General features: G+C 67.6%; 21 protein-coding genes and 4 tRNA genes. 10 read left to right on the top strand and 15 right to left on the bottom strand.

All coding sequences use genetic code 11. The annotated features are described in order from the left end of the window. Positions 1 to 85 precede the first annotated feature (85 nt). Positions 86 to 511: a pyridoxamine 5'-phosphate oxidase family protein gene (locus CSR00_RS22345; protein WP_099024614.1), complete on the top strand. Its 426-nt coding sequence runs from the start codon at positions 86 to 88 to the stop codon at positions 509 to 511. Here the strand turns inward: CSR00_RS22345 and CSR00_RS22340 are convergent. The 8 genes from CSR00_RS22340 to CSR00_RS22310 form a co-directional block, all read right to left on the bottom strand. Beyond that, positions 475 to 1953 (bottom strand): class I adenylate-forming enzyme family protein, encoded by a 1479-nt coding sequence (locus tag CSR00_RS22340; protein WP_099024613.1) that lies wholly within the window; start codon positions 1951 to 1953, stop codon positions 475 to 477. The genes CSR00_RS22345 and CSR00_RS22340 overlap by 37 nt on opposite strands. 48 nt (positions 1954 to 2001) lie before the next feature. Beyond that, a complete protein-coding gene (locus tag CSR00_RS22335; RefSeq protein WP_245906398.1) occupies positions 2002 to 3132 on the bottom strand; it encodes a serine hydrolase domain-containing protein in 1131 nt (376 codons plus the stop codon). A gap of 69 nt (positions 3133 to 3201) precedes the next feature. Continuing rightward, the gene (locus CSR00_RS30760; protein WP_176562194.1) at positions 3202 to 7800 is read right to left on the bottom strand and encodes a hypothetical protein; all 4599 of its coding nucleotides are present in this window, start codon (positions 7798 to 7800) and stop codon (positions 3202 to 3204) included. A gap of 754 nt (positions 7801 to 8554) precedes the next feature. After that, complete coding sequence (locus CSR00_RS22325; protein ID WP_281259750.1) at positions 8555 to 9022, bottom strand: alpha/beta hydrolase family protein; 468 nt, start codon at positions 9020 to 9022, stop codon at positions 8555 to 8557. Further along, a complete protein-coding gene (locus tag CSR00_RS31595; protein ID WP_281259749.1) occupies positions 8997 to 9266 on the bottom strand; it encodes a prolyl oligopeptidase family serine peptidase in 270 nt (89 codons plus the stop codon). Before CSR00_RS31595 ends, CSR00_RS22325 begins: the two co-directional genes overlap by 26 nt. A gap of 215 nt (positions 9267 to 9481) precedes the next feature. Continuing rightward, positions 9482 to 11629: a 3-hydroxyacyl-CoA dehydrogenase NAD-binding domain-containing protein gene (locus CSR00_RS22320; RefSeq protein ID WP_099024612.1), complete on the bottom strand. Its 2148-nt coding sequence runs from the start codon at positions 11627 to 11629 to the stop codon at positions 9482 to 9484. 19 nt (positions 11630 to 11648) lie between these two features. Beyond that, positions 11649 to 12857 carry an acetyl-CoA C-acetyltransferase gene (locus tag CSR00_RS22315; protein ID WP_099024611.1) on the bottom strand — a complete coding sequence of 403 codons (1209 nt, stop codon included), beginning with the start codon at positions 12855 to 12857 and terminating at the stop codon, positions 11649 to 11651. A 201-nt stretch (positions 12858 to 13058) separates the two neighbouring features. After that, positions 13059 to 14165, bottom strand: a complete 1107-nt coding sequence (locus tag CSR00_RS22310) for an alkene reductase (protein WP_099024610.1) — start codon at positions 14163 to 14165, stop codon at positions 13059 to 13061. Positions 14166 to 14290: 125 nt separating this feature from the next. Here CSR00_RS22310 and CSR00_RS22305 point away from each other — a divergent pair, with 125 nt between their 5' ends. Then, positions 14291 to 15487: a pyridoxal phosphate-dependent aminotransferase gene (locus tag CSR00_RS22305; protein ID WP_099024609.1), complete on the top strand. Its 1197-nt coding sequence runs from the start codon at positions 14291 to 14293 to the stop codon at positions 15485 to 15487. Between the two features lie 37 nt (positions 15488 to 15524). On the opposite strand, the gene CSR00_RS22300 is transcribed toward CSR00_RS22305, so the two are convergent. After that, complete coding sequence (locus CSR00_RS22300) at positions 15525 to 15965, bottom strand: SRPBCC family protein (RefSeq protein WP_099024608.1); 441 nt, start codon at positions 15963 to 15965, stop codon at positions 15525 to 15527. Positions 15966 to 16034: 69 nt separating this feature from the next. Between CSR00_RS22300 and CSR00_RS22295 the strand changes: the two genes are divergently transcribed. Then, entirely contained in the window at positions 16035 to 16388 is a 354-nt protein-coding gene (locus tag CSR00_RS22295) for a UBP-type zinc finger domain-containing protein (RefSeq protein WP_099024607.1), read from the top strand. On the opposite strand, the gene CSR00_RS22290 is transcribed toward CSR00_RS22295, so the two are convergent. Further along, positions 16370 to 16843, bottom strand: a complete 474-nt coding sequence (locus CSR00_RS22290; RefSeq protein WP_099024606.1) for a hypothetical protein — start codon at positions 16841 to 16843, stop codon at positions 16370 to 16372. The genes CSR00_RS22295 and CSR00_RS22290 overlap by 19 nt on opposite strands. Positions 16844 to 16959: 116 nt before the next feature. Here CSR00_RS22290 and CSR00_RS22285 point away from each other — a divergent pair, with 116 nt between their 5' ends. Then, the gene (locus tag CSR00_RS22285; RefSeq protein WP_099024605.1) at positions 16960 to 17925 is read left to right on the top strand and encodes a cation diffusion facilitator family transporter; all 966 of its coding nucleotides are present in this window, start codon (positions 16960 to 16962) and stop codon (positions 17923 to 17925) included. 3 nt (positions 17926 to 17928) lie between these two features. Here the strand turns inward: CSR00_RS22285 and CSR00_RS22280 are convergent, their stop codons facing one another. Further along, positions 17929 to 18231: a hypothetical protein gene (locus CSR00_RS22280; protein WP_407662501.1), complete on the bottom strand. Its 303-nt coding sequence runs from the start codon at positions 18229 to 18231 to the stop codon at positions 17929 to 17931. A gap of 134 nt (positions 18232 to 18365) precedes the next feature. Here CSR00_RS22280 and CSR00_RS22275 point away from each other — a divergent pair, with 134 nt between their 5' ends. Beyond that, positions 18366 to 18743, top strand: coding sequence for a carboxymuconolactone decarboxylase family protein (locus CSR00_RS22275; RefSeq protein WP_099024604.1), 378 nt, complete (start codon positions 18366 to 18368; stop codon positions 18741 to 18743). Positions 18744 to 18752: 9 nt separating this feature from the next. On the opposite strand, the gene CSR00_RS22270 is transcribed toward CSR00_RS22275, so the two are convergent. From CSR00_RS22270 to CSR00_RS22255, 4 genes are all read right to left on the bottom strand, one after another. Beyond that, complete coding sequence (locus tag CSR00_RS22270) at positions 18753 to 19178, bottom strand: hypothetical protein (protein WP_099024603.1); 426 nt, start codon at positions 19176 to 19178, stop codon at positions 18753 to 18755. Between the two features lie 87 nt (positions 19179 to 19265). Beyond that, positions 19266 to 19342 (bottom strand) — tRNA-Phe (locus CSR00_RS22265). Between the two features lie 57 nt (positions 19343 to 19399). Beyond that, a tRNA-Asp gene (locus CSR00_RS22260) sits at positions 19400 to 19476 on the bottom strand. A 38-nt stretch (positions 19477 to 19514) separates the two neighbouring features. Beyond that, positions 19515 to 19587 (bottom strand) — tRNA-Glu (locus CSR00_RS22255). A gap of 296 nt (positions 19588 to 19883) precedes the next feature. On the opposite strand from CSR00_RS22255, the gene CSR00_RS22250 reads away from it, so the two are divergent. From CSR00_RS22250 to CSR00_RS22225, 5 genes are all read left to right on the top strand, one after another. Then, a tRNA-Lys gene (locus CSR00_RS22250) sits at positions 19884 to 19956 on the top strand. A gap of 423 nt (positions 19957 to 20379) precedes the next feature. Further along, positions 20380 to 20586, top strand: coding sequence for a helix-turn-helix domain-containing protein (locus CSR00_RS22240; protein WP_218014528.1), 207 nt, complete (start codon positions 20380 to 20382; stop codon positions 20584 to 20586). Then, positions 20583 to 21008 carry a hypothetical protein gene (locus CSR00_RS22235; protein WP_218014527.1) on the top strand — a complete coding sequence of 142 codons (426 nt, stop codon included), beginning with the start codon at positions 20583 to 20585 and terminating at the stop codon, positions 21006 to 21008. Before CSR00_RS22240 ends, CSR00_RS22235 begins: the two co-directional genes overlap by 4 nt. Next, positions 21005 to 21349: a hypothetical protein gene (locus CSR00_RS22230; RefSeq protein ID WP_245906396.1), complete on the top strand. Its 345-nt coding sequence runs from the start codon at positions 21005 to 21007 to the stop codon at positions 21347 to 21349. The genes CSR00_RS22235 and CSR00_RS22230 overlap by 4 nt, the downstream gene beginning before the upstream one ends. Then, positions 21349 to 21645 carry a hypothetical protein gene (locus CSR00_RS22225; protein ID WP_099024598.1) on the top strand — a complete coding sequence of 99 codons (297 nt, stop codon included), beginning with the start codon at positions 21349 to 21351 and terminating at the stop codon, positions 21643 to 21645. The genes CSR00_RS22230 and CSR00_RS22225 overlap by 1 nt, the downstream gene beginning before the upstream one ends. The last annotated feature ends 72 nt before the right edge of the window (positions 21646 to 21717 follow it).

The following is a 21717-nucleotide window of genomic DNA, read 5'->3' as shown; positions in this document are numbered from 1 at the left end:
TGCATGACAATATCCGCGTGCCCACCTATCCGGCCCCCGGGAGAATTGGCTGATCCTTGTCAGCCCGCGGTCCTAGCCTGGCGTCATGGCCCTCTCCCAGGACGAACGTGAACAGTTTCTCGCCGAACCGCACATCGCGGCGCTGTCGGTCTACGCCGGTGACACCCGCGGACCGTTGACGGTGCCGATCTGGTATCACTACACCCCCGGCGGCCAGCCCTGGATCCTCACCGGTCCCGGTTCGCACAAGGCACGCCTCATCGAGGCGACCGGCTTCTTCACTCTGATGGTGGAACGCACGGCGCCGACGGTGCGGTACGTCAGCGTCGACGGCGCGGTCAGCAGCATCGAGCCGGGGACCGACGCCCAGCTGGAGGAGATCACCCGGCGCTATCTTCAGGGGGACTCCGCCGAGCGGTACCTGGAGTTCGCCCGCCGCGAGCTGGGTGAGCAGGTGGCGATCCACCTGCAACCTCAGCGCTGGTATTCGGCCGACCTGGGTGCCCTGTAGAGATCGGCGACGGCCGGAAGGCTGACCTTCAGCGCACTGTTGCGGGGCAGCTCGGTGAGAGTGGCGATTGCCACCGGCACGTGGTGTGCCGGCAGTGACTGCCGGACAAGGTCTTTCAGTTCGCCCTCCGAGACCGTGGAACCGGGGCGCAGTTCGGCGGCCGCGAAGGGGACCTCGCCGAGGCGGTGATCGGGAACTCCCACGACGCAGGCATCGCGTACCGCCGGGTGGGTGATGAGCACCTGCCGGACGGTTTCGGGCAGGATCTTGAACCCCCCGCGGTTGATCGCGCCGTCGGCGCGGCCGTGCAGCGTGATGAAACCGTCCGCGTCGATCGACGCGATGTCGGTGGTGCGGATCCACTCCTCGGAGATCGCCGGGATGCGTGCCTCCAGGAGCCCCTGTTCGCCGGTGGGAACTTCCGCACCGCCGTCGGCGCCGACGATGCGCACCTGCGTATCCGGCAGGACACGACCGGAGCTGAGCCGTTTCGTCGCGCCGTACTCCCGGTACAGAGCGGGTGTCCAGGTGCACACCGAACCCGCGAATTCCGTGGCGCCGTAGGCCAAAAGCACCGGGACGCCGTACTTTCCCTCGAATTCGTCACGGGTGTGCGGATCGACCGGGCCCGCGGCGCACATCACGTACTCCAGCGATGCCGTGTCGGCGGGGTCGAGATCGGCGTCGACGAGCATCCGCAGGGCGGCCGGTTGCACGCCCGACCGCCGGATGCGGTGATTCCTGACCGCGCGGACCCACCCCTCCACGCTGAACTTCTCCAACAGCACCATCGGCTTGCCGACGAAGGCACCGGTGATCAACTGACACACACCGCCGATGCCGCCGAGTGGCCAGTACATCAGTTCGGGCGGATCCTCGGGACCGGCCTGTCCGCCGGTGACGCTGTAGACGGTGCGCTCCAGGACCGCCGCCGGAATCGCGCGTCGTTTCGGCGGGCCGGTGGTGCCGCTGGTCAGCACGTCCAGCCCCACGGGTTCGGACCGGCCACGGTGGCGCGCGCGTCCCAGTCCGTCGACCGTGGCGACGTCGGCGCCGAGGGTGAGCCCGGCGGCGCCGGCCCGTGCGACCGCATCTTGGACGGGCGCCGACCAGTCCTGTTCGTCGGCGATGATCGCCGGGAGGCGCAACGCCTCGATGTCGCGGGCGATGGCCCGGGGGGACTGGAACGAATAGATCATCGATACGCGTCGCCCCGCGGCCAACAGGCCGGTGATCACCGAGGCGTGGGCGGGCCGGTTGCGCACCACCAAACCGACCGGGTCGTCGCCGCCGAGGCCCGCCCGGGACAGCAAATCGGTCGCCGCGCGACCGTAGGCGGTGAACTCGTCTCCGCTCAGCCACCGCCCGTCGAACTCCAGGCAGGGGCGGTCGCCGTAGCCCGCCAGGCTTGCCGCAAGCTTTTCGGTAAAGCATTCAGGCACGTGTTCATTGTGCCCAATCGCGGCCGCGGATCGACCGAAAGGGGGCGGTCAGGCTCGCGCGACGGCCAGCCAGAAGTGCTCGAGACCGTCGTTCGGGGAGGTCATCGCGCGTTGGGTCAGCAGCACGCCCAGTCGATCACGCGCCGGGTCCACGTGGGCGGTCGTGCCGGTACCTCCACTCCATCCCCAGCGTCCGGGCGCCATCCACGGTTGCCGTCGCTCCACGTCGACGGCACAGCCCAGACCCCAGGATTCGCCGTCGGCCAGGATGGGCCCGGTATGGCGCCGCAGGTCATGACTCAATTGATCGGTGCTCAGGAGTCGGACGGCGTCTTCGCTCAGCACGGGCGACCCGCCGGCCGCCATGGCGTCGAGAAACCGCAGCAGGTCGGGCGCCGTCGACAGCAGCCCGCCGGCGAGGTCCTCGAACGGCACCGGAGCACTCCACCGGCCATCGGGCGGGTCGAGAACGCCGAGTTCGCCATCCCCGGCGGGCTGGTAGGCGGTCGCCAGCCGGTCGGTGTCCGCGGACCAGAACCGGGTGTCGGACATGCCCAGAGGTCCGGTGATCCGTTCGGCGAGAAGTTCCGCCGTCGACATCGAGGAGGCACGCGCCAGGAGCACACTGAGCACCTTCAGCGGGGTGTCGTAGAGCCACCCGCAGCCCGGCTGGAACGCCAGCGGTAGTCGGGCGAGGCGCTCGACGAACTCGTCGCCGGTCATCTGCGGAGGGAGCGCTCCCGGGTACAGCTCGCGATCGAGGGTGGCCCGCTGCAGCGGGGTCGGCTGCATGACAGCACCCCACCCCGCGGTGCACGTCAGCAGGTGCCGCACGGTGATGGGCGTTTCGGCGGGCACAGTGTCGTCCAACGGTCCGTCGGCCCTGCGCAGCACCCGGGGAGAGGCCAGCTCCGGTAGCCACCGGGCCACCGGCTCATCGAGGCCGAGCACGCCGTCCTCGGCCAACGCGAGCGTCAACGCTGCGCACAGCAGTTTCGACAGAGACGCGATTCGGAACAGCGTGTCCTCGGTCATGGGCGCCGCGGCGGCCTCGAAGGCGGCACGGCCCCCGGCGAGGATGGCGCCGGTTCTTCCGACCCGCACCGCGCACGTATAACCGGGGATCCGTCCGACGGCCACCTGCTCGTCGAGGATCTCCCGGATCCGGTCAATACTCACAACCGGGGCAGACCGGTGCGGCGACCGAAACTCATCGGCCGGCGACCGGACCCGGCTCCCCGCGCGGGTCTAGATGAATCCCCACACGGTCACCAGCCCCACGCCCGGCAGACTGTCGACCTGGGTGTCGTCGGTGACGACGATCGAGATGTTCCGCGTCGCCGATCCAAAGAAACTCCCCTCGGTGGCGGAGAACCTGATGACCTCCAGCGCAGCCTCGTATTGCGCCTTGGTGGCCACCCCCGACAACGTCAGCGTCTTCGTCGCAGGATCGTAGCTGCCCACCACGGGGTTGTTCGACGGCGCGGAGTAGAACAGCTCGTCCCCGGACTTGCCGTTGGTGATCTTGACCGTGGCCCCGGACATGTAGTCCGAGTCCGCGTCGGCGATCGTGGCCGAGGTGAGCAGCTTCACCGACGAGTCCCCGAGGGTGTAGGACGACCACCCCAGCGGCGTCACCAACGGTGGCAGGGGGTTCCTGACACCGGCCGTGGCCACTCCCGGTAGAAGGCTGCCCGTCCCGGTGTCGTCGGTGACCGAGATCGTCAGGCCGCGGATGAGGGCGACGCCCTGGGTGGCCGAGAAGGTCACCGCCTTGAGCGCCTGCTCATACTGGGCGATGGTCGCGTCCCCGGACAACGTCAACGTCATGGAGTCCGCATCCCACGAGGCCGTCACCGGATTATCCTGCGGCGCCGTATAACCCAGCACATCACCGGACTGACCCAACGTCACAATCCTGACCGTCGCCCCCGACAACGAATCCGAGTCCAGATCCTCGATGTTCACCGACGACAACAACGTCACCGGATCGCCACCGAGCGTGTAGGTCGAGGCACCCGCGGTGATCACCGACGGCGGGAGCGGATTGACCACGGTGACTGTCGCCGCCCCGGGAAGGAGACTGCCCACGCCCTGGTCGTCGGTCACCGAGATCGTCAGGCCGCGGATGAAGGCGACACCCTGGGTGGCCGAGAACGTCACCGCCTTGAGCGCCTGCTCATACTGGGCGATGGTCGCGTCCCCCGACAACGTCAACGTCATGGAGTCCGCATCCCACGACGCCGTCACCGGATTATCCTGCGGCGCCGTATAACCCAACACATCGCCGGACTGACCCAACGTCACAATCCTGACCGTCGCCCCCGACAACGAATCCGAATCGAGATCCTCGATGTTCACCGACGACAACAACGTCACCGGATCGCCACCGAGCGTGTAGGTCGAGGCACCCACCGTGATGACCGTCGGCGGCAGGATCGGCGCCGCGACGTTGGCAAGAACCAGACCCGGTGCCAGGCTGTCCACACCCTGATCGTCGGTCACCGACACCGAGATCGTCCGCACGATCAACGCGCCACCGCTGGCGGCGAAGGTCACCGCCTCAATCGCCTGCTCATACTGCGCGATGGTCGCGTCCCCCGACAACGTCAACGTCTTGGAGTCCGCATCCCACGACGCCGTCACCGGGTTGTCCTGCGACGCCGCATAACCCAGCACATCGCCATCCTGGGCCAGCAGCGAGATCGTGATCGTCGCCCCGGACAGAGAATCCGAGTCCAAATCCGCGATGTTCACCGACGACACCAACGCCACCGGATCCTCACCCAACGTGTAGGTCGGAGCCCCCACCGTGATGACCGAGGGCGGCAGAATCGGCGCCACCACCAACACCGTCGCCGCACCCGGAAGCAGACTGCCCACACCCTGATCGTCGGTGACCGAGACCGCCAGGCCACGAAGAAGGGCGACACCCTCGGTGGCCGAGAACGTCACCGCCTTGAGCGCCTGCTCATACTGGGCGATGGTCGCGTCCCCCGACAACGTCAACGTCATGGAATCCGCATCCCACGACGCCGTCACCGGATTATCCTGCGGCGCCGTATAACCCAACACATCACCGGACTGACCCAACGTCACAATCCTGACCGTCGCCCCCGACAACGAATCCGAATCCAAATCCTCAATAACCACCGACGACAACACAGACCCCGGATCATCACCCAACGTGTACGTCGACGCCCCCACCGTGATCACCGACGGCGGCAAAATCGGCGCCACCACCAACACCGTCGCCGCACCCGGAAGCAGACTGCCCACACCCTGATCGTCGGTGACCGAGACCGCCAGGCCACGAAGAACGGCGACACCCTCGGTCGCCGAGAACGTCACCGCCTTGAGCGCCTGCTCATACTGCGCAATCGTCGCGTCCCCCGACAACGTCAACGTCATGGAATCCGCATCCCACGACGCCGTCACCGGATTGCCCTCGGGGGCAACGTACCCCAACACATCGCCGGACTGACCCAACGTCACAATCCTGACCGTCGCCCCCGACAACGAATCCGAATCCAAATCCTCAATAACCACCGACGACAACACAGACCCCGGATCATCACCCAACGTGTACGTTGACGCCCCCACGGTGATCACCGTCGGCGGCAAGATCGGCGCCACCACCAACACCGTCGCCGCACCCGGAAGCAGACTGTCCACACCCTGATCGTCGGTCACCGACACCGACACCGTCCGCACAATCAACGCGCCACCGCTGGCAGCGAAGGTCACCGCCTCAATCGCCTGCTCATACTGAGCAATCGTCGCATCCCCCGACAGAGTCAGCGTCTTGGAGTCCACATCCCACGACGCCGTCACCGGATTGCCCTCGGGGGCAACGTACCCCAGCACATCGCCGTCCTGGGCCAGCAGCGAAATCTTGATCTTCGCCCCCGACAAGTACTCCGAATCCAAATCCGCGATATCCACCGACGACACCAACGCCACCGGATCATCACCCAACGTGTAAATCGGGGTACCCACGGTGATCACCGTCGGCGGCAAGATCGGCGCCGCGACATTGGCAAGAACCAGACCCGGTACCAGGCTGTCCACACCCTGATCGTCGGTCACCGACACCGACACCGTCCGCACAATCAACGCGCCACCGCTGGCAGCGAAGGTCACCGCCTCAATCGCCTGCTCATACTGAGCAATCGTCGCATCCCCCGACAGAGTCAGCGTCTTGGAGTCCACATCCCACGACGCCGTCACCGGATTGCCGTCCGGGGCAACGTACCCCAGCACATCGCCGTCCTGGGCCAGCAGCGAAATCCTGATCTTCGCCCCCGACAAGTACTCCGAATCCAAATCCGCGATATCCACCGACGACACCAACGCCACCGGATCATCACCCAACGTGTACACCGGTGCGCCGACCGTGATGACGGTCGGTGGCAGCTGCACGATGGGATCGACGGTGACGGGAATGGTGACGGTGAGGTTGTCGGGCTGAGCGAGACCCAGTACGCGCGCGACGACGTGCAGCACGCTCTGGATGGAGCCGAGCGCCCCGGTCAGATGTTCGGAATCGTCTCGGATGACCACCTGGAAGCTGTCCGTCAGGGGGTCGCCGGTGACGACCGTGTTCGGGGTGTAGATGAACTTCCCGGACAGCAGGTCACGGATGACGAAGCCATTCTCCGGTTGGACGATCTCGTACGTCAGCGGATCACCATTGGGATCGGACGCGTTGAGATCGAAAACCACCTGGCCGGTGACGATCTGTTCGGCCACGATGGGGCCCGAGATCGGGGTGCGGTTGAACAGGGTGTGGTTGATCTGGCGGCGGGCCCACGCAAGCAGCGCATCGAACCACGGCGCGTCGGCGGGCGCATTCGGATCCACGAAGGGCGAGACGACGTTCGAGACCAGGCCGGCCACGACGTCCACGGCCTCGGTGCTCGACGCCGGCTCGACGGGTGCGGTGGCCACGGTGGCTGCGGGAGCCGCCGTCCTGAGGGAGAGGGTCTCGGTACGGACCACGACCTCGGTCGCGGCCACCGCCACGACGGTGGATTCCTCGTCGTCCAGACTCTCGTCGATCGTCGCGGCCTCGTCGGCCGCCGAGAGAGATGCACCGGCCTCCGCGCCGGTATCCACCTCCTCGTGAGCCGGCTCTGCCTCGTCGGCGATCGGCTTGGTATCGGAGGCGCCGGCCGGCCGGGCAGCGGGCTCCGGCGTATCCGCCGACGATCCGTCGCCGGCGGATTCGTCGACATCAGGCTCCGGCTCGGCGGACACCGTCTCCTCCACCGGGTCACCGGAGTCCCCGGCATCGGCGCCGTCGCCGGTTTGCCCCTCGTCCTCGGACTGCGATGACCCGTCGACATCATCGGTGGTGTCCGAGGCGGTGTCCGGATCGGAACTGTCCAGCGCCTCGTCGTCGCGCGCGTCATCCGAGGATCCGCCCGACGACTCCGATTCCGAATCCGATTCCGCTGACGAGTCCGAATCGGAGTCCGAATCGGATGTGGCCCGGGTGTCATCGTCCGACGATGACGTCCGTTCCGCCGGATCCGTATCGGCGTCCGTGGACGTCTTCTTCGGTCCCGCCGAAACGGAGGACGAGGAGGAGGAACTCGACACTCCACCACCGGCGCCCGAGGACGCCGACGAGGCCGACCCGCTCCCCGAGTCCGAATCGGCGTCGGCGTAGGCCACGCCCTCGCTGTGGGCCACTGCCAGGCCGACACCCAGCGAGACCGCCAGGGCGCCAACGCGTCCGATGTGGATGGCGTACTTGGAGGTCTCCTTGCGGGCGTGCCTGGCCGAGCCGCTCGCCCCAGCCTGCTCAAGGAGATCCCGCGCCGCCCAGAACCCGGGCCCCACGCCCGAACGGTCGATGCGCTTCACTCGATGGCGAGCGGGACTTGCACACATAGGATGGCCTCCGTTTGCTCTTCCTGCGGTCCCCCCACCGAATATCTGTACGGTGCGCCCTAGCGGAAGGGCGGCAGGAGAGTAAGCGAACGGTGGCGACCGCCCTCTCGGCGCACACGCAGACCCAGCGTCATCGCGCTCTCCCCGACTACTTAGCACTACTGACCGTTGATTGCTGATAATGCACAGGTGTTCCTCAGTACACGCTCAGCCTCGGTCAGCCTAGAACACCGACGTGATGTCGATCACCCGGTTCGGACAGATTCTTGATTGTGCAAATATCTGGCAAACCCGCTACCGCGCAGTAGTACGGCAAAGCCTGGCATCAGGCGTGATCAGCGTGTTTAGGCGGCTAATTTTCGCTGTGGAAAGATTCTCGCGAACCCGGTTCTGCGTCGGCTCCGCTCCCGACCCGCGCGCGCGATGGGACTCGCGCTCTTCACCCGAGAGCCGAAAGAACCGAGAGGCGGTTCGCAAGCCCGGCGCGACATCCGGAGGGGAGACGGCCCGCAACTCGATAACTCGAATGGGCGGAATCCGCGTCGCAACCGAGAAGAAGCGAGTGAGCGGAAACACCGTTTCAACGCGGTGGCCGGCGCGGCGCCGGCCGCGTCCGCCGTCCCACAGACGTCCGCCGTCTCGACCAGGAGGTCATGCGGTTCAGAAATTTGCCCTCCACACGGCTGGTCCTCACCGCATGAGGTCACTCGGACCGACCGCCGAGATGTCTGGCCAGAAAGCGGTCGGCGCGGTGGTAGAAGTCGAGGCGGTTCTCGGGCTTGGTCAGACCGTGGCCCTCGTCCTCGTACATCACGTACTCGTGCTCGATCCCGCGCGCGACCATGGCGGCGACGATCTGCTCGGACTCGGTCCGTTTGACGCGTGGATCGTTCTCGCCCTGGGCAATCAGGACCGGGATGCTGATGTCGTCGACCCGCGACAACGGCGAACGTGACCACAGGAAGTCACTGTCCTCGCCGACGCGTTTGTGCCACATCGCGATCATCGGCTTCCAGTACTCCGGAAACGACTCGATGAGCGTGTTCAGGTTCGACGGGCCGACCATCGAGATCGCGCATCGGAACGCGCCGGGCGTGAACGCCGCACCCACCAGCGCGGCGTACCCGCCGTATATCGCGACGCGTTCACGATCCACCAGGCCCTGAGACACCAGGTGATCGACGGCGTCGGAGCAGGTCGTCGTGCATCTTGGCGCCCCACTCGCGGTCACCCGCGTTGAGGAACTCCTTGCCGTACCCACTGGACCCCCGGAAGTTCACCTGCACACAGACATAGCCACGGTTGGCGAGCCACTGCGCCTCGGTGTCCAAGCCCCAGGCGTCGCGCGTCCACGGCCCGCCATGAACCGCCAGTACCGCGGGCAGGTCGGCGCGTTCCTTGTCGCGCACATACATCAGGTGGCGGTTGTCGTGCGCCCACAGATAGCCCTCGATGCCGCGGCCGGTGAGATCTGCGCTCCGGCCCGCTCGCGGTCACCCATGAGCACGTCGAGCGGAATGAGAGTGGAGTCAGCCATTCCCAGACCTCCTGTCGAGTCGAGCTCAGATAGACGACTCGGAGACGCAAACGCCCCCGAAACATCACGGTTTCGGGGGCGATCTGCGGCCGTTTAGGTGAGCAACGACTCCGGCGGCAGGAACCGCTCGCCGTACTTGGCGGCCAGCTCCTTGGCCCGGGCGACGAAGGCTTCCTTGCCGATGCCCCCCGCACCCTGGTAGCCCACGATGAACTGAGCCGAGCCACCGGTGTAGGGCGGGAAGCCGATGCCCATGATGGAACCGATGTTGGCGTCGGCCGTCGACGTCAGCACACCCTCGTCGAGGCACTTCTGGGTTTCCAGCGCCTCGGCGAAGAGCATCCGGTCGATCATGTCCTGCAGCGGCATATCGGCGCTGCCGGAGTTGAACGTGTCGGCCAGCCCCTGCCACAGACCGACGCGCTTGCCGTCGACGTACTCGTAGAACCCGGCACCCGACAGCCGCGAAGGCCGGCCGATCTCGATCATCTTCTCGACGACGGCCTCCGCCGGGTGCGGCTCGTAGCTGCCGCCGGCGTCCTCGACACCCTTGCGGGTCGCGGCGGCGATCTTGTGCATCAGCTCCAGGTTGAGTTCGTCGGAGAGCTGCAGCGGCGGCGCCGGGTAGCCCGCCTGCGAGCCGGCCTGCTCGATGCTGGCCGGTGCGACACCCTCGCCCAGCATCGCCAACGCCTCGTTGACGAACGTGCCGATCACCCGGGAGGTGAAGAAGCCGCGGCTGTCGTTGACCACGATCGGCGTCTTGCCGATGGCCAGCGTGTAGTCGAAGACGCGGGCCAGGGCCTCATCCGAGGTCTTCTCGCCCTTGATGATCTCCACCAGCGGCATCTTGTCCACCGGCGAGAAGAAGTGGATCCCGATGAAGTCCTCCTGGCGCTTGACGCCGGTGGCCAGCCCGGTGATCGGCAGCGTGGAGGTGTTCGACCCGAGCACCGCGTTGGGCTCGACGACGTCCTCGATCTCCTGGAAGACCTTGTGCTTGAGATCCTGGTTCTCGAACACCGCCTCGATGACGAAGTCGACGCCCTTCAGGTCGGCGGGGTCGGCGGTCGGGGTGATCCGATCCAGCAGCGCCTTGCTCTTCTCCTCGGTGGTCCTGCCCCGCTGGAGCGCCTTGGCCTCCAGCTTCTCCGAGTAGCCCTTGCCCTTCTCGGCAGCTTCGGCGCTGACGTCCTTGAGCACGACCTCGAAGCCGGCCTTGGCCGAGACGTAGGCGATTCCGGCGCCCATCATCCCGGCACCGAGCACACCCACCTTGGTGATCGGGGTCTTGCCGATGCCGTCGGGACGCGACCCGCCACCGTTGATGGTCTGCAGGTCCAGGAAGAACGCCTGGATCATGTTCTTGGCGGTCTGTCCGGTCACCAGCGACGTGAAGTAGCGGCTCTCGATGCGGCTGGCGGTGTCGAAGTCCACCTGCGAACCCTCGACGGCCGCGTCGAGGATGGCCCGCGGCGCGGGCATCGGCGCACCCTTGAGCTGCTTTTTCAGCAGGGCCGGGAAGGAGGGCAGCACCCCGGCCAACGCGGGGCTGGCGGGCGTGCCGCCGGGCATCTTGTAGCCCTTCTGATCCCACGGCTGGGTGTGCGCCTCCGGATTCGCCTTGATCCAGGCCTTCGCCGCCGGGATCAGTTCCTCGACGCTGCCGACCAATTCGTCGACCAGGCCGACCTCCTTGGCCTTGCCCGGCTTGAACCGGGTGCCCTGGGACAGCACCTCCATGAACGCCTTCTGGATGCCGAACATCCGGACGGTGCGCGCGACGCCGCCGCCGCCGGGGAGCAGCCCCAGCGTGACCTCGGGCAGCCCGAGGACCACGCCCTTGGTATCGGAGGCGATGCGGTGGTGACAGGCCAGCGCGATCTCCAGGCCGCCGCCGAGCGCGGCGCCGTTGATCGCCGCGACGACGGGCTTGCCCAGCGTCTCGAGCGCGCGCAGGTCGGCCTTGATGAACTCCACCTCGGCGAACGCCGCCGCGGCGTCGTCGGGACCGATCTTCATCATGCCCTTGAGGTCACCGCCGGCGAAGAAGGTCTTCTTGGCGCTGGCGATCACCACACCGGTGATCGAATCCTTCTCGGCGACAAGACGTTCGACGGCCTTGTGCATGGATTCCTTGTAGTGCTCGTTCATCACGTTGGCCGAACCGGTCGGGTCGTCCAGCGTCAGCGTGACGATGCCGTCGGCATCCTTGTCCCACTGAATCGTGTTCTCTGCCATGGCTTTCGTCCCTCTACTCTCAGACCCGCTCGATGATGGTCGCGACACCCATGCCGCCGCCGATGCACAGCGTGATCAGCGCGCGCCGCGCGTTGCGCCGCTCCAGCTCGTCGACCATGGTTCCGGTGATCATGGCGCCGGTGGCGCCCAGCGGGTGGCCCATCGCAATGGCGCCACCGTTGACGTTGAGCTTCTCGTCGGGGATGTTGAGGTCCTTCTGGAACTTCAGCACCACCGAGGCGAACGCCTCGTTGAGTTCGAACAGGTCGATGTCGTCGACGGTCAGACCGGCGCGGTCGAGGACCTTCCTGGTGGCCGGGGTCGGGCCGGTCAGCATGATGATCGGGTCGGCGCCGCTGGTCGCGGTGGCCACGACGCGCGCACGCGGGGTCAGGCCCTGCGACTTGCCGGCCGCCTCGGACCCGACGAGCACGAGCCCGGCGCCGTCGACGATGCCCGAGCTGTTGCCGCCGGTGTGGACGTGGTTGATCTTCTCCACCCAGTGGTACTTCTGCAGCGCCACGTCATCGAAGCCGCCCATCGCGCCGACGCCCTCGAATGCCGGCTTCAGCTTGGCCAGACCTTCCTTGGTGGTGTCGGGACGCATGTGCTCGTCGTGGTCGAGGACCACCAGACCGTTCTGGTCCTTGACGGGCACCACGGACTTGGCGAAGTAACCGCCGGACCAGGCCGCGGCGGCCTTCTCCTGGGACCGCAGCGCGTAGGCGTCGACGTCCTCGCGGGAGAAGCCCTCCATTGTCGCGATCAGGTCGGCGCCGATGCCCTGCGGAACGAAGCCCAGGGTGTAGTTGGTCTCCGGGTCAATGGCCCACGCGCCGCCGTCGGAACCCATCGGCACCCGGCTCATCGATTCCACGCCGCCGGCGTAGACGAGGTCATCCCAGCCCGAGCGCACCTTCTGGGCGGCCAGGTTGACCGCCTCCAGGCCCGAGGCGCAGAACCGGTTGAGCTGGAAACCGCCGGTGGTCTCGGGCAGTTTGGCCAGCAGGGCGGCGGTGCGGGCGATGTCAGCGCCCTGGTCACCGATGGGCGACACGCAGCCGAGGATGACGTCGCTGATCAGGGTCTCGTCGAGGTCGGGGAAGCGCGAGCGCATCTCCTCGATGAGACCGACGACGAGGTTGACGGGCTTGATTTCGTTCAGGGAGCCGTTGCGCTGCTTGCCCCGCGGGGTGCGCAGCGCCTCGTAGATGAAGGCTTCGGACATGTCGGTGTCTCCAGGTCCTGTTCAGGTTGGCGGCGCGGGCCGGCACGGCCGGAACCCGCGTGGACGTTCGTCCTCGATTCGCGAGCCTAGCAGGCTCCCCCAACCGCTTGGTTGGGTGTGTGCTCAGCGTCTCTGCCCTGCTCACCACGCGAAACGCCGGGCACCCACATTGGGTGCCCGGCGTCGCCGAACAGTGGAGAGTCAGGCCGGCTCGGCCCGGCTGAGCTGGTCGAGGGTCGGATAGTCGGTGTAGCCGACCGGTCCGGGCGTGTAGAAGGTCGCCACGTCGGGCTCGTTGAGTTCGGCCCCGGCCACCAGCCGCGCGACCAGGTCGGGGTTGGCCAGAAACGACCGGCCCGCGGCGACCGCGCCGATGACACCCCAGTCGGCCAGCGCCTCCATCCGGCAGAAGTCCGTCCCGACGCCGCGCCCGGCGTTGAGCACCACCGTGCCCTGCCAGAGCCCGCGCAGGGCCGCGAAGTCCGCCGAGTCGGGGTCGATCAGGAGGTGCAGGTAGGCGATGCCCAGCGGGGCGATCCGGTGCAGCAGCGCCTCGTAGGCCGCCACCGTGTCGTCCTCGTGGATGTCGCCGGCGGAGTTTCCGGGTGAGAGGCGCACGCCGACCCGGCCCGCGCCGATCTCGGCGACCACCGCTTCGATCACCTCCGCGGCCAGGCGCGCCCGGTTCTCGGGGCTGCCCCCGTAGGCGTCGGCGCGACGGTTGACGTCGTCGGCGAGGAACTGGTGCAGCAGGTAGCCGTTGGCGGCGTGGATCTCGACACCGTCCATGCCGGCGTCCACGGCGCGCCGGGCGGCGCGCGCGAAGCTCTCGACGACACCGGGAATCTCTCCGGTGTCCAGGGCCCGCGGGACCGGCAACGGCTTCTTGCCCGCGGGCGTGCGGGCGATCAGCTGCGCGGGCACCGCCGACGGCGCCACCGGCTCGCTGCCGCCGATGTCGGGATGGGCCATGCGGCCGACGTGCCACAACTGGACGAACATCCGTCCGCCGCGGTCGTGGACGGCGTCGGCGATGCCGGCCCAGGCACGCTGGTGGGTGTCGGTGTAGAGGCCGGGGGTGTTGACGTAGGCGCCGTTGGCCTGGGCCGACACGGCGGTGGCCTCGGAGACGATCAGGCCGGCGCCGGCCCGCTGCGCGTAGTAGTGGACGGCGAGCTCCGACGGTGTGCCGTCGGCTTCGGCGCGTGAGCGCGTCAACGGGGCCATGAAGATCCGATTGGCGGCGAGGGTGTCGCCGATCTGGACGGGGGTCAGCAGTGCCGCGTTGGCATCGAGTCGAAACGTCACGCCGCAATCAGCGCGTTTGCGGCGGGGTTCATTCCCAGGCCCGTTCCCGGCGTCCCGGCCGCCCTGCGCCACGCCACTCCCGTTGGGGGCTGGATGTCTAGGCTGCATGTCTAGGCTCGGAGCCCATGACGGTCTCTCGGCTGCAGCCCTATGCGGTCACCATCTTCGCCGAAATGTCGGCACTGGCGGCGCGGGTCGGCGCGGTCAACCTCGGTCAGGGATTTCCCGACGAGGACGGGCCGCCGCAGATGCTGGTGGCCGCGGAGAAGGCGATCGCCGACGGGGTGAACCAGTACCCGCCCGGGCTGGGCATCGCACCGTTACGGGAGGCGATCGCCGCCCAGCGCGCACGCCACTACGGCATGGACTACGACCCCGACACCGAGGTGCTAGTGACCGTCGGCGCGACCGAGGCCATCGCGGCCGCGGTGCTCGGACTCGTCGAGCCCGGGTCCGAGGTGGTGCTCATCGAACCGTTCTACGACTCCTACTCCCCGGTGCTGGCGATGGCCGGCTGCCACCGGGTGACGGCGCCCATCGTGCCCGACGGCACCGGGTTCGCCCTCGATGTGGACGCGCTCCGCCGCGCGGTGGGCCCCCGGACCCGCGCACTGATCGTCAATTCGCCGCACAATCCGACCGGAATGGTGTTGCAGGAGGCGGAGTTATCGGCCATCGCGGCGGTCGCGGTCGACAACGACCTCCTGGTGATCACCGATGAGGTGTACGAACACCTGGTCTTTGCCTCACCGCAGCCGCGCCGGCACCTCCCGCTGGCCGGCTACCCGGGGATGCGTGAACGGACGGTGACGATCTCCAGCGCGGCCAAGATGTTCAACTGCACCGGCTGGAAGATCGGATGGGCATGCGGTCCAGCGAATCTGATCGCCGGCGTGCGCGCAGCCAAGCAGTACCTGACCTATGTCGGCGGGGCACCGTTCCAGCCTGCGGTCGCCGAGGCGCTCAACACCCAGGACGACTGGGTGGCCGGCCTGCGGGAGTCGCTGGCGGCCAAACGCGACCGGTTGTCCGCGGCGCTGGCCGACGTGGGATTCGCCGTGCACGACAGCCACGGCACCTACTTCCTGTGCGCCGACCCGCGGCCTCTGGGCTTCGCCGACAGCACCGCCTTCTGCGCGGAACTACCGACCACGATCGGCGTGGCGGCCATTCCCCTGTCGGCGTTCTGCGATCCGCACGGTCCGCACTACGCGGCATGGAATCACCTGGTGCGTTTCGCGTTCTGCAAACGCGACGACACGATGACCGAGGCCATCCGACGGCTGCAGACGCTGCGCGGACGGGGCGGCGCCGCACCCTGAACCGCCGGGGGCGGGCGACCGGTGACCGCCCGGGCGGTCACCCCTTCTTGACCTTGACGACCTGCTTGCGCAGCCCGTCGGTGGCCGTCTCCATGCCGCCCTTCATCGCGCGTTTGAGTACGAATCCCGGCAGGGGCACGGCCAGGTCGATGGCCATGTCGAACTTCACCCGGGTCTTGTCCCCGTCGGGCGTCAGCGAGTACTTGGCGTCCTGGGCCTTGAGCTGCCCGCTGCTGACCAGCGTCCAGCTCACATGATCGTCGGCCCACGTGTATTCGATGACCTGCTCGTCGGACAGGCCCGCGGCCTTGACCTTCATCTTGACCTGACGCGGGCGGCCGTCGTCGTAGCTGTCCAGGATCTCGGCGCTCTGGTACTGCGGAGACCAGCTCGGAGTGGACTCGACGTCGGCGATGACGTCGAGGATCTCCTGCGGGGACGCTTCGATGACCACTTCTCGGGAATCACTGACTGCCATGGCCGGAACGATAGCGAGCGCGCGGGTCCGGGGGACGCGTTTGGCGTTTCAGCAGTAGGGTCGGAGACCATGAGCCCCGACGTCGACCCCGCGGTTCCGCCGAGCGGGGCGGGCTGCGCGGAATGCGAATCCTCCGGGGGCTGGTGGGTTCATCTGCGCCGCTGCGCGGCGTGCGGGCATGTGGGGTGTTGCGACGACTCGCTGATGCGTCATGCCACGGCGCACTGGAGGACGACCGGCCACCCGGTCATCCGATCCTTCGAACCCGGCGAGGACTGGTTCTGGGACTACCGCACCGATGACTACTACGACGGGCCGGCGCTGGCGCCGCCACAGTCCCATCCGGTGGATCAACCCGCGCCCGGGCCCCGCGGCCAGGTGCCCCCGGACTGGTACCAGCAGCTTCAGCGGCGCCGCGACTGAGCCGGCCCGCCTCCTCGGCGCGGCAGCGCGATCACGATCGGCCTGGCGTGGACCTCCTGCCATTCGGCCGCCCGGCCCTCGTTGCGGCGCAGTCGGATCCACAGACGGGCGTGGTCGGCAGAGCTCGCATCACGGCCCGCATCCGGGCCTGTTTCTGGGCCCGTGTCCAGGTCCTCGTCGATCCCGGTGTCGGGATCACCGAGATCGCTGCCGCGCACCACGATCCGTTTCTTACGCAGGACGGTGGCCTGGGTCGCGGTGAACGGCACGGCGGCGGGGTGAAGGTGCAGTCGGAAGCCCGGCGCGTCGGCCTCGTCGACGTCGATGCGGTCGTCGTAGCGGGAGCCGATATCGGCCTGGCAGAAACGGGCGATGTAGACGACGGTGACCAGCCAGCTGTCGTCGGGTCGCGGGTCGATGCGGACCAACAGCCGATCGGTGCCGATGCTTGCCATTCCGCCCTCCCCCACCCACCACGGACCCGGACGTATCGATCCTCGGGGCGAGCCGGTGCGCGACTCACGCGTAGTGCACTACGCGTCGACGGTTGGGCCGGCCCCAGAATGGAGGAATGACCCGAGCCGCGGCAGCCACCGCAGTCGACGCGTCCGGCGGCGAGAGCACACGCACCGTCGTCATCGCCTTCGCCGCCAACGCCGTTGTGGCCACGGTGAAAACCGTCGCGGCGGTCATCTCGGGATCGGCGTCGATGGTGGCCGAGTCGACACATTCCTGGGCCGACACCGGCAATCAGGTCTTTCTGATGGTCGCCAGGCGGCGCAGCTCACGGGCCGCCGACAGCAGCCACCCGCTGGGCTACGGCCGCGAAGCCTACGTGTGGTCGCTGCTGGCGGCCGTCGGCCTGTTCGTCGTCGGCGCGGCGGTGTCCGTCTGGCACGGCATCACCGAACTGGTGCGCGCACCGACCGGGCACGAGGACTACCTGATCGCCTACATCGTGCTGGCGGTGGCGTTCGTGTTCGAGGGCACGTCGCTGGTGCAGGCCACCCGTCAACTGCGGCGCGAGGCCCAGCGCTACGACCGGGACCTGCTCGAACATGCGCTGGCCACGTCGGACCCGACCACCCGGGCGGTCTTCGCCGAGGATTCCGCCGCCCTGGTCGGACTGGTGATCGCGGCGGCGGGTATCGGTCTGCACCAGCTCACCGGCAACGCGGCCTGGGACGCCGTCGGCTCGATCCTGGTCGGGTGCCTGTTGGCGGTCGTCGCGGTGGTGCTCATCGACCGCAACCGCCGGTTCCTCACCGGGGAGCCCGCGTCGTCACAGCTCTACACGGCCGCCCGGACCCGCCTGGCCGAACTGCCCGACGTCGAGAAGGTCCGCTATCTGCGCCTGGAGTTCATCGGCCCCAAACAGCTGTTCCTGGTGGCCAGCGTGGATCTGGTCGGCGACGACACCGAGGCGCACGTGGGCCACCGGCTGCGGATCCTGGAGCGCAGGCTGGAGGACACCCCGCTGATCGCGGAGGCCGTGCTGACCGTGGCCGACCCGGACTTCGAGGACCCGCCGCGGTGAGCGTCAGGCGCGCGGGGCCTCGCTGATCTTGCTGTCCGGTTTGCCGGCGGTGCGGCAGTAGGCCTGCACCGACACCTTGGTGGCGGTGATCTCCAGGTTGGTCGGGTCGGTGCCCTTCTGGTCCTTGAGCATCTTCTGGATCGCCTCGTCCTGCTTCTGCTCCTCGGCGGAGGTGAACTCCTGGCATTCGGTGTCTCCGCCCTGGTTGGTGACGTCCGAACATCCGCTGAGCAATGCCGCACCGGCGACGGTCGCGGCGAAGAACGTGGACAAGAACATGGACAAGGACGTCGTCGGGCGCTTCATTGCACATCCTTCGTGGTTTGCTTCATCGATTGATGAGTGGTGTGGCCCCTCCTGTTTCCGAAATCACGTCCCGCCAAACCTCACTCACCGGGTGCCCCCGCTGCGAAATACCCGCTGGGGCATACGATGGAGGCATGAGCGAGCAGGCGCACAACCACGAAATCCTCCGCGAACTCGGCACCCAGTCGCGTGCGCTCCGGCAGATGATTCCCGAGGTCTACCAGGGTTTCGCCGAGATGAGTAAGGCCGCCACCGCGCCCGGGGCTCTCGAGTCCAAGGTCAAGGAACTGATGGCGATGGTGGTCGGGGTCGTGCACGGGTGCGACGGGTGCATCGCCTCGCACGGGCGCGCCGCGGTGCGCGCCGGGGCCACCAAGCAGGAGGCCGCCGAAGCGATCGGCGTGGCGTTCCTGATGGACGGCGGCCCGGCCACTGTGTACGGGGCGCGCGCCTACGAGGCGTTCTGCGAGTTCGCCGACGCGGCCGCGGAGAAGGCCGCCGCCGGGGAGTAGTCGCCGGTCCTATTGGATGGCCTGCTTGACCGCCTGGCGGTAGGCATCGCGTTCGGCCTCGGGGGTATCGGGGTCGAAGCGCACGACGGTGTCGGTCACCAGGAACACGTCATGATGCTGCCCGGCGTAGATCTCCGCCTTGCCGGTGCTGGGGAACTTCAGGATGTCCACCGTGTCGGTGTCGATCTCGGTCACGCAGCCGATGTCCGCACAGGCGCTGTCGGTCACGTCGCGGGGGTTGGGGACCGCCAGCCCCTGCTCGCGCAGCGCCTGTAGCAGGTCCTGCACGGACTTGTCGTTGACGATGACGTTGCCGGCCTCGGTCCGGGCGGCCTCGCCGCCGCGGGAGGAGTCCGGCGCGCACGCGGCGAGCGGGGCGATGGCAGCGAGCACGGTAGCGGCCAGGCGTAGCGGGATTGCGGTCCGGAAGTTCATGACGTGAAACCACGCTACGCCCGCCGGCAGTGACGTTCCTGGGGAGGGGTGGCCCGTGCGGGCCGGCGTCCGGAGACGCCGCATTCGTGGTGGCCAGGGCCGGGATCGAACCGGCGACCTTCCGCTTTTCAGGCGGACGCTCGTACCAACTGAGCTACCTGGCCGGAAGGCACGCACATGTCGAACAAGGACTGTCAAACACCGCATGTGCCTCGCCGTGATGGCGACCCTGACGGGACTCGAACCCGCGACCTCCGCCGTGACAGGGCGGCGCGCTAACCAACTGCGCCACAGGGCCTTGCTTGTCCTGCTGTGCTCCGCGACTTCCGCGTTGCGTACCCCCTACGGGATTCGAACCCGCGCTACCGCCTTGAAAGGGCGGCGTCCTAGGCCGCTAGACGAAGGGGGCCAGAGCCGAATCTCTCCGGGGTACTCACAACGTTTCCGTTGGGAGCCTCGATAGCTTAGGGCACAGCAGGCCAAATCCTCAAACGAGCTTCTCCGGGGCGGTCGCGAAGCTCGGCCGCAGACGGTGACATCGCATGCGCTATCACTTTCCAGAGCCCGACATGCCTTGCCGGCCGGCCGCAGCGGGCCGCCCCACGTCCGGCGACAGTGCTGGCGCATGCGATACCACCTCGCGCACCGACCAGGCACCGGCCTCGTTTCCGGGCGCGTCACCGGATCGGTATTCTGTTCCCTCGCGCCCCTATAGCTCAGTTGGTAGAGCTACGGACTTTTAATCCGCAGGTCCCAGGTTCGAGCCCTGGTGGGGGCACCTCCAGTCGGGGTCGAGCATCGGCCCCTCGCCTGTCATGAGCCACGCCCGGTTCATGCCTATCACCGCGCAGATGACATCGGCCTCGTCGACGTTGATCGGCAGGCGCGCGTTGACCCTCTTGGAGAACGACGCCTGGTTCATCCCGATCCAGTCGGCGATGTCTTGCTTCTTGAGGTTCCGCGCCGCGATCCCCTGCCTGAGTCTCGCAGCGACTTCACTGCGGTATGAGCCGCCAGATGGGTGAAGCTGGATGACTGTGTTCATGGGGAATATCATAATCGCCTAGCGAATAAACACAAGCTCACAGCTATAGATTTTCCCTCAAACGCAGAACACACCGAGCGTTGGTGCTTGCATACGACATAGCCGTCGCCTAAAACTTTCCCTGTGAGAAATTCCAAGGCGCTAGGCGAAAGCGTGGTGAACGACATCATCCGCGCCGAGCTGGCTCGCCGCCAACGGACGCAGGGCGCACTCGCCACCCACCTCCACCTCTCCCAGCCGGCGATTCATCGACGCATGACGGGAAAGGTCGCGTGGCGGATCTCCGAGCTCCGCAGCACCGCCGAATTCCTCGAGATCAGCATCTCAGATCTGGTGAGCGAGCCCGCCGAGGTCGGCGCATGACTACCCCGAGCCCGCGGGGCAGGACGCGGTCCCGGCCGGGCTCGCGCCGCCGCAAGACGGCCAACAAGCAGCGCCGCCAGATGCTGCTGGTGTTCACCGGGTCAACCTCCGAACGCTTCGAGCAGTTCCACCGTGACAATCCTCACGTCTACCGCGCCCTGGTGAGGCTCGCCCGCGAGTGGGTGAACCGGACCGGGCAGCGCAGGCTCGGTATCAAAACGCTCTACGAGCGAGCCCGCTGGGACATCGCAGCCGAGGGCGGAACGCCCGACCACCGTCTCAACAACGACTTCACCGCCTTCTACGCCCGCCTGATCATGCGACAGGAATCCGACCTCGACGGCGTCTTCGCCCTCCGGTTCAGCGAAGCCGACCAGTGGATCGACGAATACGCGCCCCGATCGAAGGCGGCCGCGTCGTGAGCCCGCCAGGCCAGACGGCCACCATGCAGCCCCCCGGCGGTTCCACCCCCTTCCGCGCCGGCAGTCACATCGAGTTGGCGATCCGTGCCGCCCACAAGGCGCTCATCGACAGCGGCGTTGAGATCTCACCGCGCAAGGTGAACAGGATCGTGCGGACCTTCGCGGCCCGCGCCAAGCGCAGTGGAACCACCTTCCATCAGTTTCTGGCCGACGCCGCGAACCTCACCGACGCGCAGCGACGAACCATCCACGGCGACGCTGACCTCGCCCGCGCATGCGCCTACCTCGACCCCGTGGGCGAGCTGGCCGTGAACAGAGTCATGCGAGAGCGCGGCTGGTAATGGCCGAGACCGCCGCGTCGGTGGATCGCCGTACCCGACGACTGGAGTCCAAGATCGCCCGCTCTGATTGCGAGCTGCCGGCGATCGACGGCTGGCGCCTGAGCTGCCATGCGGCCGCACGGCTGGTGTCTCGCCGCATAGAAATCGATTGGATACGCGAAGCGCTCAACCGCCCAGGCCGGCCGAACCACCCGTCCGGCACCCGCAAGCACGTCGGCGACATGGCGATGTGCGTGGTGTCGGAGAAGTCGAAGGTCATCGTCACCGTCGGATACGGGACGGCCAACGCCCACTAGCTCGTCGCTCGAAGGCCAACGCCGCGCCCGAGCGACCACCCGGCCGGGGTGAGCATCCCACTCCCCCGCCCC

This window comes from Mycolicibacterium palauense (genome assembly GCF_002592005.1).
Classification (GTDB): domain Bacteria; phylum Actinomycetota; class Actinomycetes; order Mycobacteriales; family Mycobacteriaceae; genus Mycobacterium; species Mycobacterium palauense.
Note: the sequence above shows the minus strand (reverse complement) of the source record. Positions and strands in the feature narration are given on the sequence as shown.

What these genes read in the sequence shown, in the direction of transcription:
- CSR00_RS22345 (WP_099024614.1), top strand. Translation starts at nt 86, where the DNA reads ATGGCCCTCTCCCAGGACGAACGTGAACAGTTTCTCGCCGAACCGCAC.
- CSR00_RS31595 (WP_281259749.1), bottom strand. Translation starts at nt 9,266, where the DNA reads ATGTATGTGCGCGACAAGGAACGCGCCGACCTGCCCGCGGTACTGGCG.
- CSR00_RS22320 (WP_099024612.1), bottom strand. Translation starts at nt 11,629, where the DNA reads ATGGCAGAGAACACGATTCAGTGGGACAAGGATGCCGACGGCATCGTC.
- CSR00_RS22315 (WP_099024611.1), bottom strand. Translation starts at nt 12,857, where the DNA reads ATGTCCGAAGCCTTCATCTACGAGGCGCTGCGCACCCCGCGGGGCAAG.
- CSR00_RS22305 (WP_099024609.1), top strand. Translation starts at nt 14,291, where the DNA reads ATGACGGTCTCTCGGCTGCAGCCCTATGCGGTCACCATCTTCGCCGAA.
- CSR00_RS22300 (WP_099024608.1), bottom strand. Translation starts at nt 15,965, where the DNA reads ATGGCAGTCAGTGATTCCCGAGAAGTGGTCATCGAAGCGTCCCCGCAG.
- CSR00_RS22295 (WP_099024607.1), top strand. Translation starts at nt 16,035, where the DNA reads ATGAGCCCCGACGTCGACCCCGCGGTTCCGCCGAGCGGGGCGGGCTGC.
- CSR00_RS22290 (WP_099024606.1), bottom strand. Translation starts at nt 16,843, where the DNA reads ATGGCAAGCATCGGCACCGATCGGCTGTTGGTCCGCATCGACCCGCGA.
- CSR00_RS22285 (WP_099024605.1), top strand. Translation starts at nt 16,960, where the DNA reads ATGACCCGAGCCGCGGCAGCCACCGCAGTCGACGCGTCCGGCGGCGAG.
- CSR00_RS22280 (WP_407662501.1), bottom strand. Translation starts at nt 18,231, where the DNA reads ATGAAGCGCCCGACGACGTCCTTGTCCATGTTCTTGTCCACGTTCTTC.
- CSR00_RS22275 (WP_099024604.1), top strand. Translation starts at nt 18,366, where the DNA reads ATGAGCGAGCAGGCGCACAACCACGAAATCCTCCGCGAACTCGGCACC.
- CSR00_RS22270 (WP_099024603.1), bottom strand. Translation starts at nt 19,178, where the DNA reads ATGAACTTCCGGACCGCAATCCCGCTACGCCTGGCCGCTACCGTGCTC.
- CSR00_RS22235 (WP_218014527.1), top strand. Translation starts at nt 20,583, where the DNA reads ATGACTACCCCGAGCCCGCGGGGCAGGACGCGGTCCCGGCCGGGCTCG.
- CSR00_RS22225 (WP_099024598.1), top strand. Translation starts at nt 21,349, where the DNA reads ATGGCCGAGACCGCCGCGTCGGTGGATCGCCGTACCCGACGACTGGAG.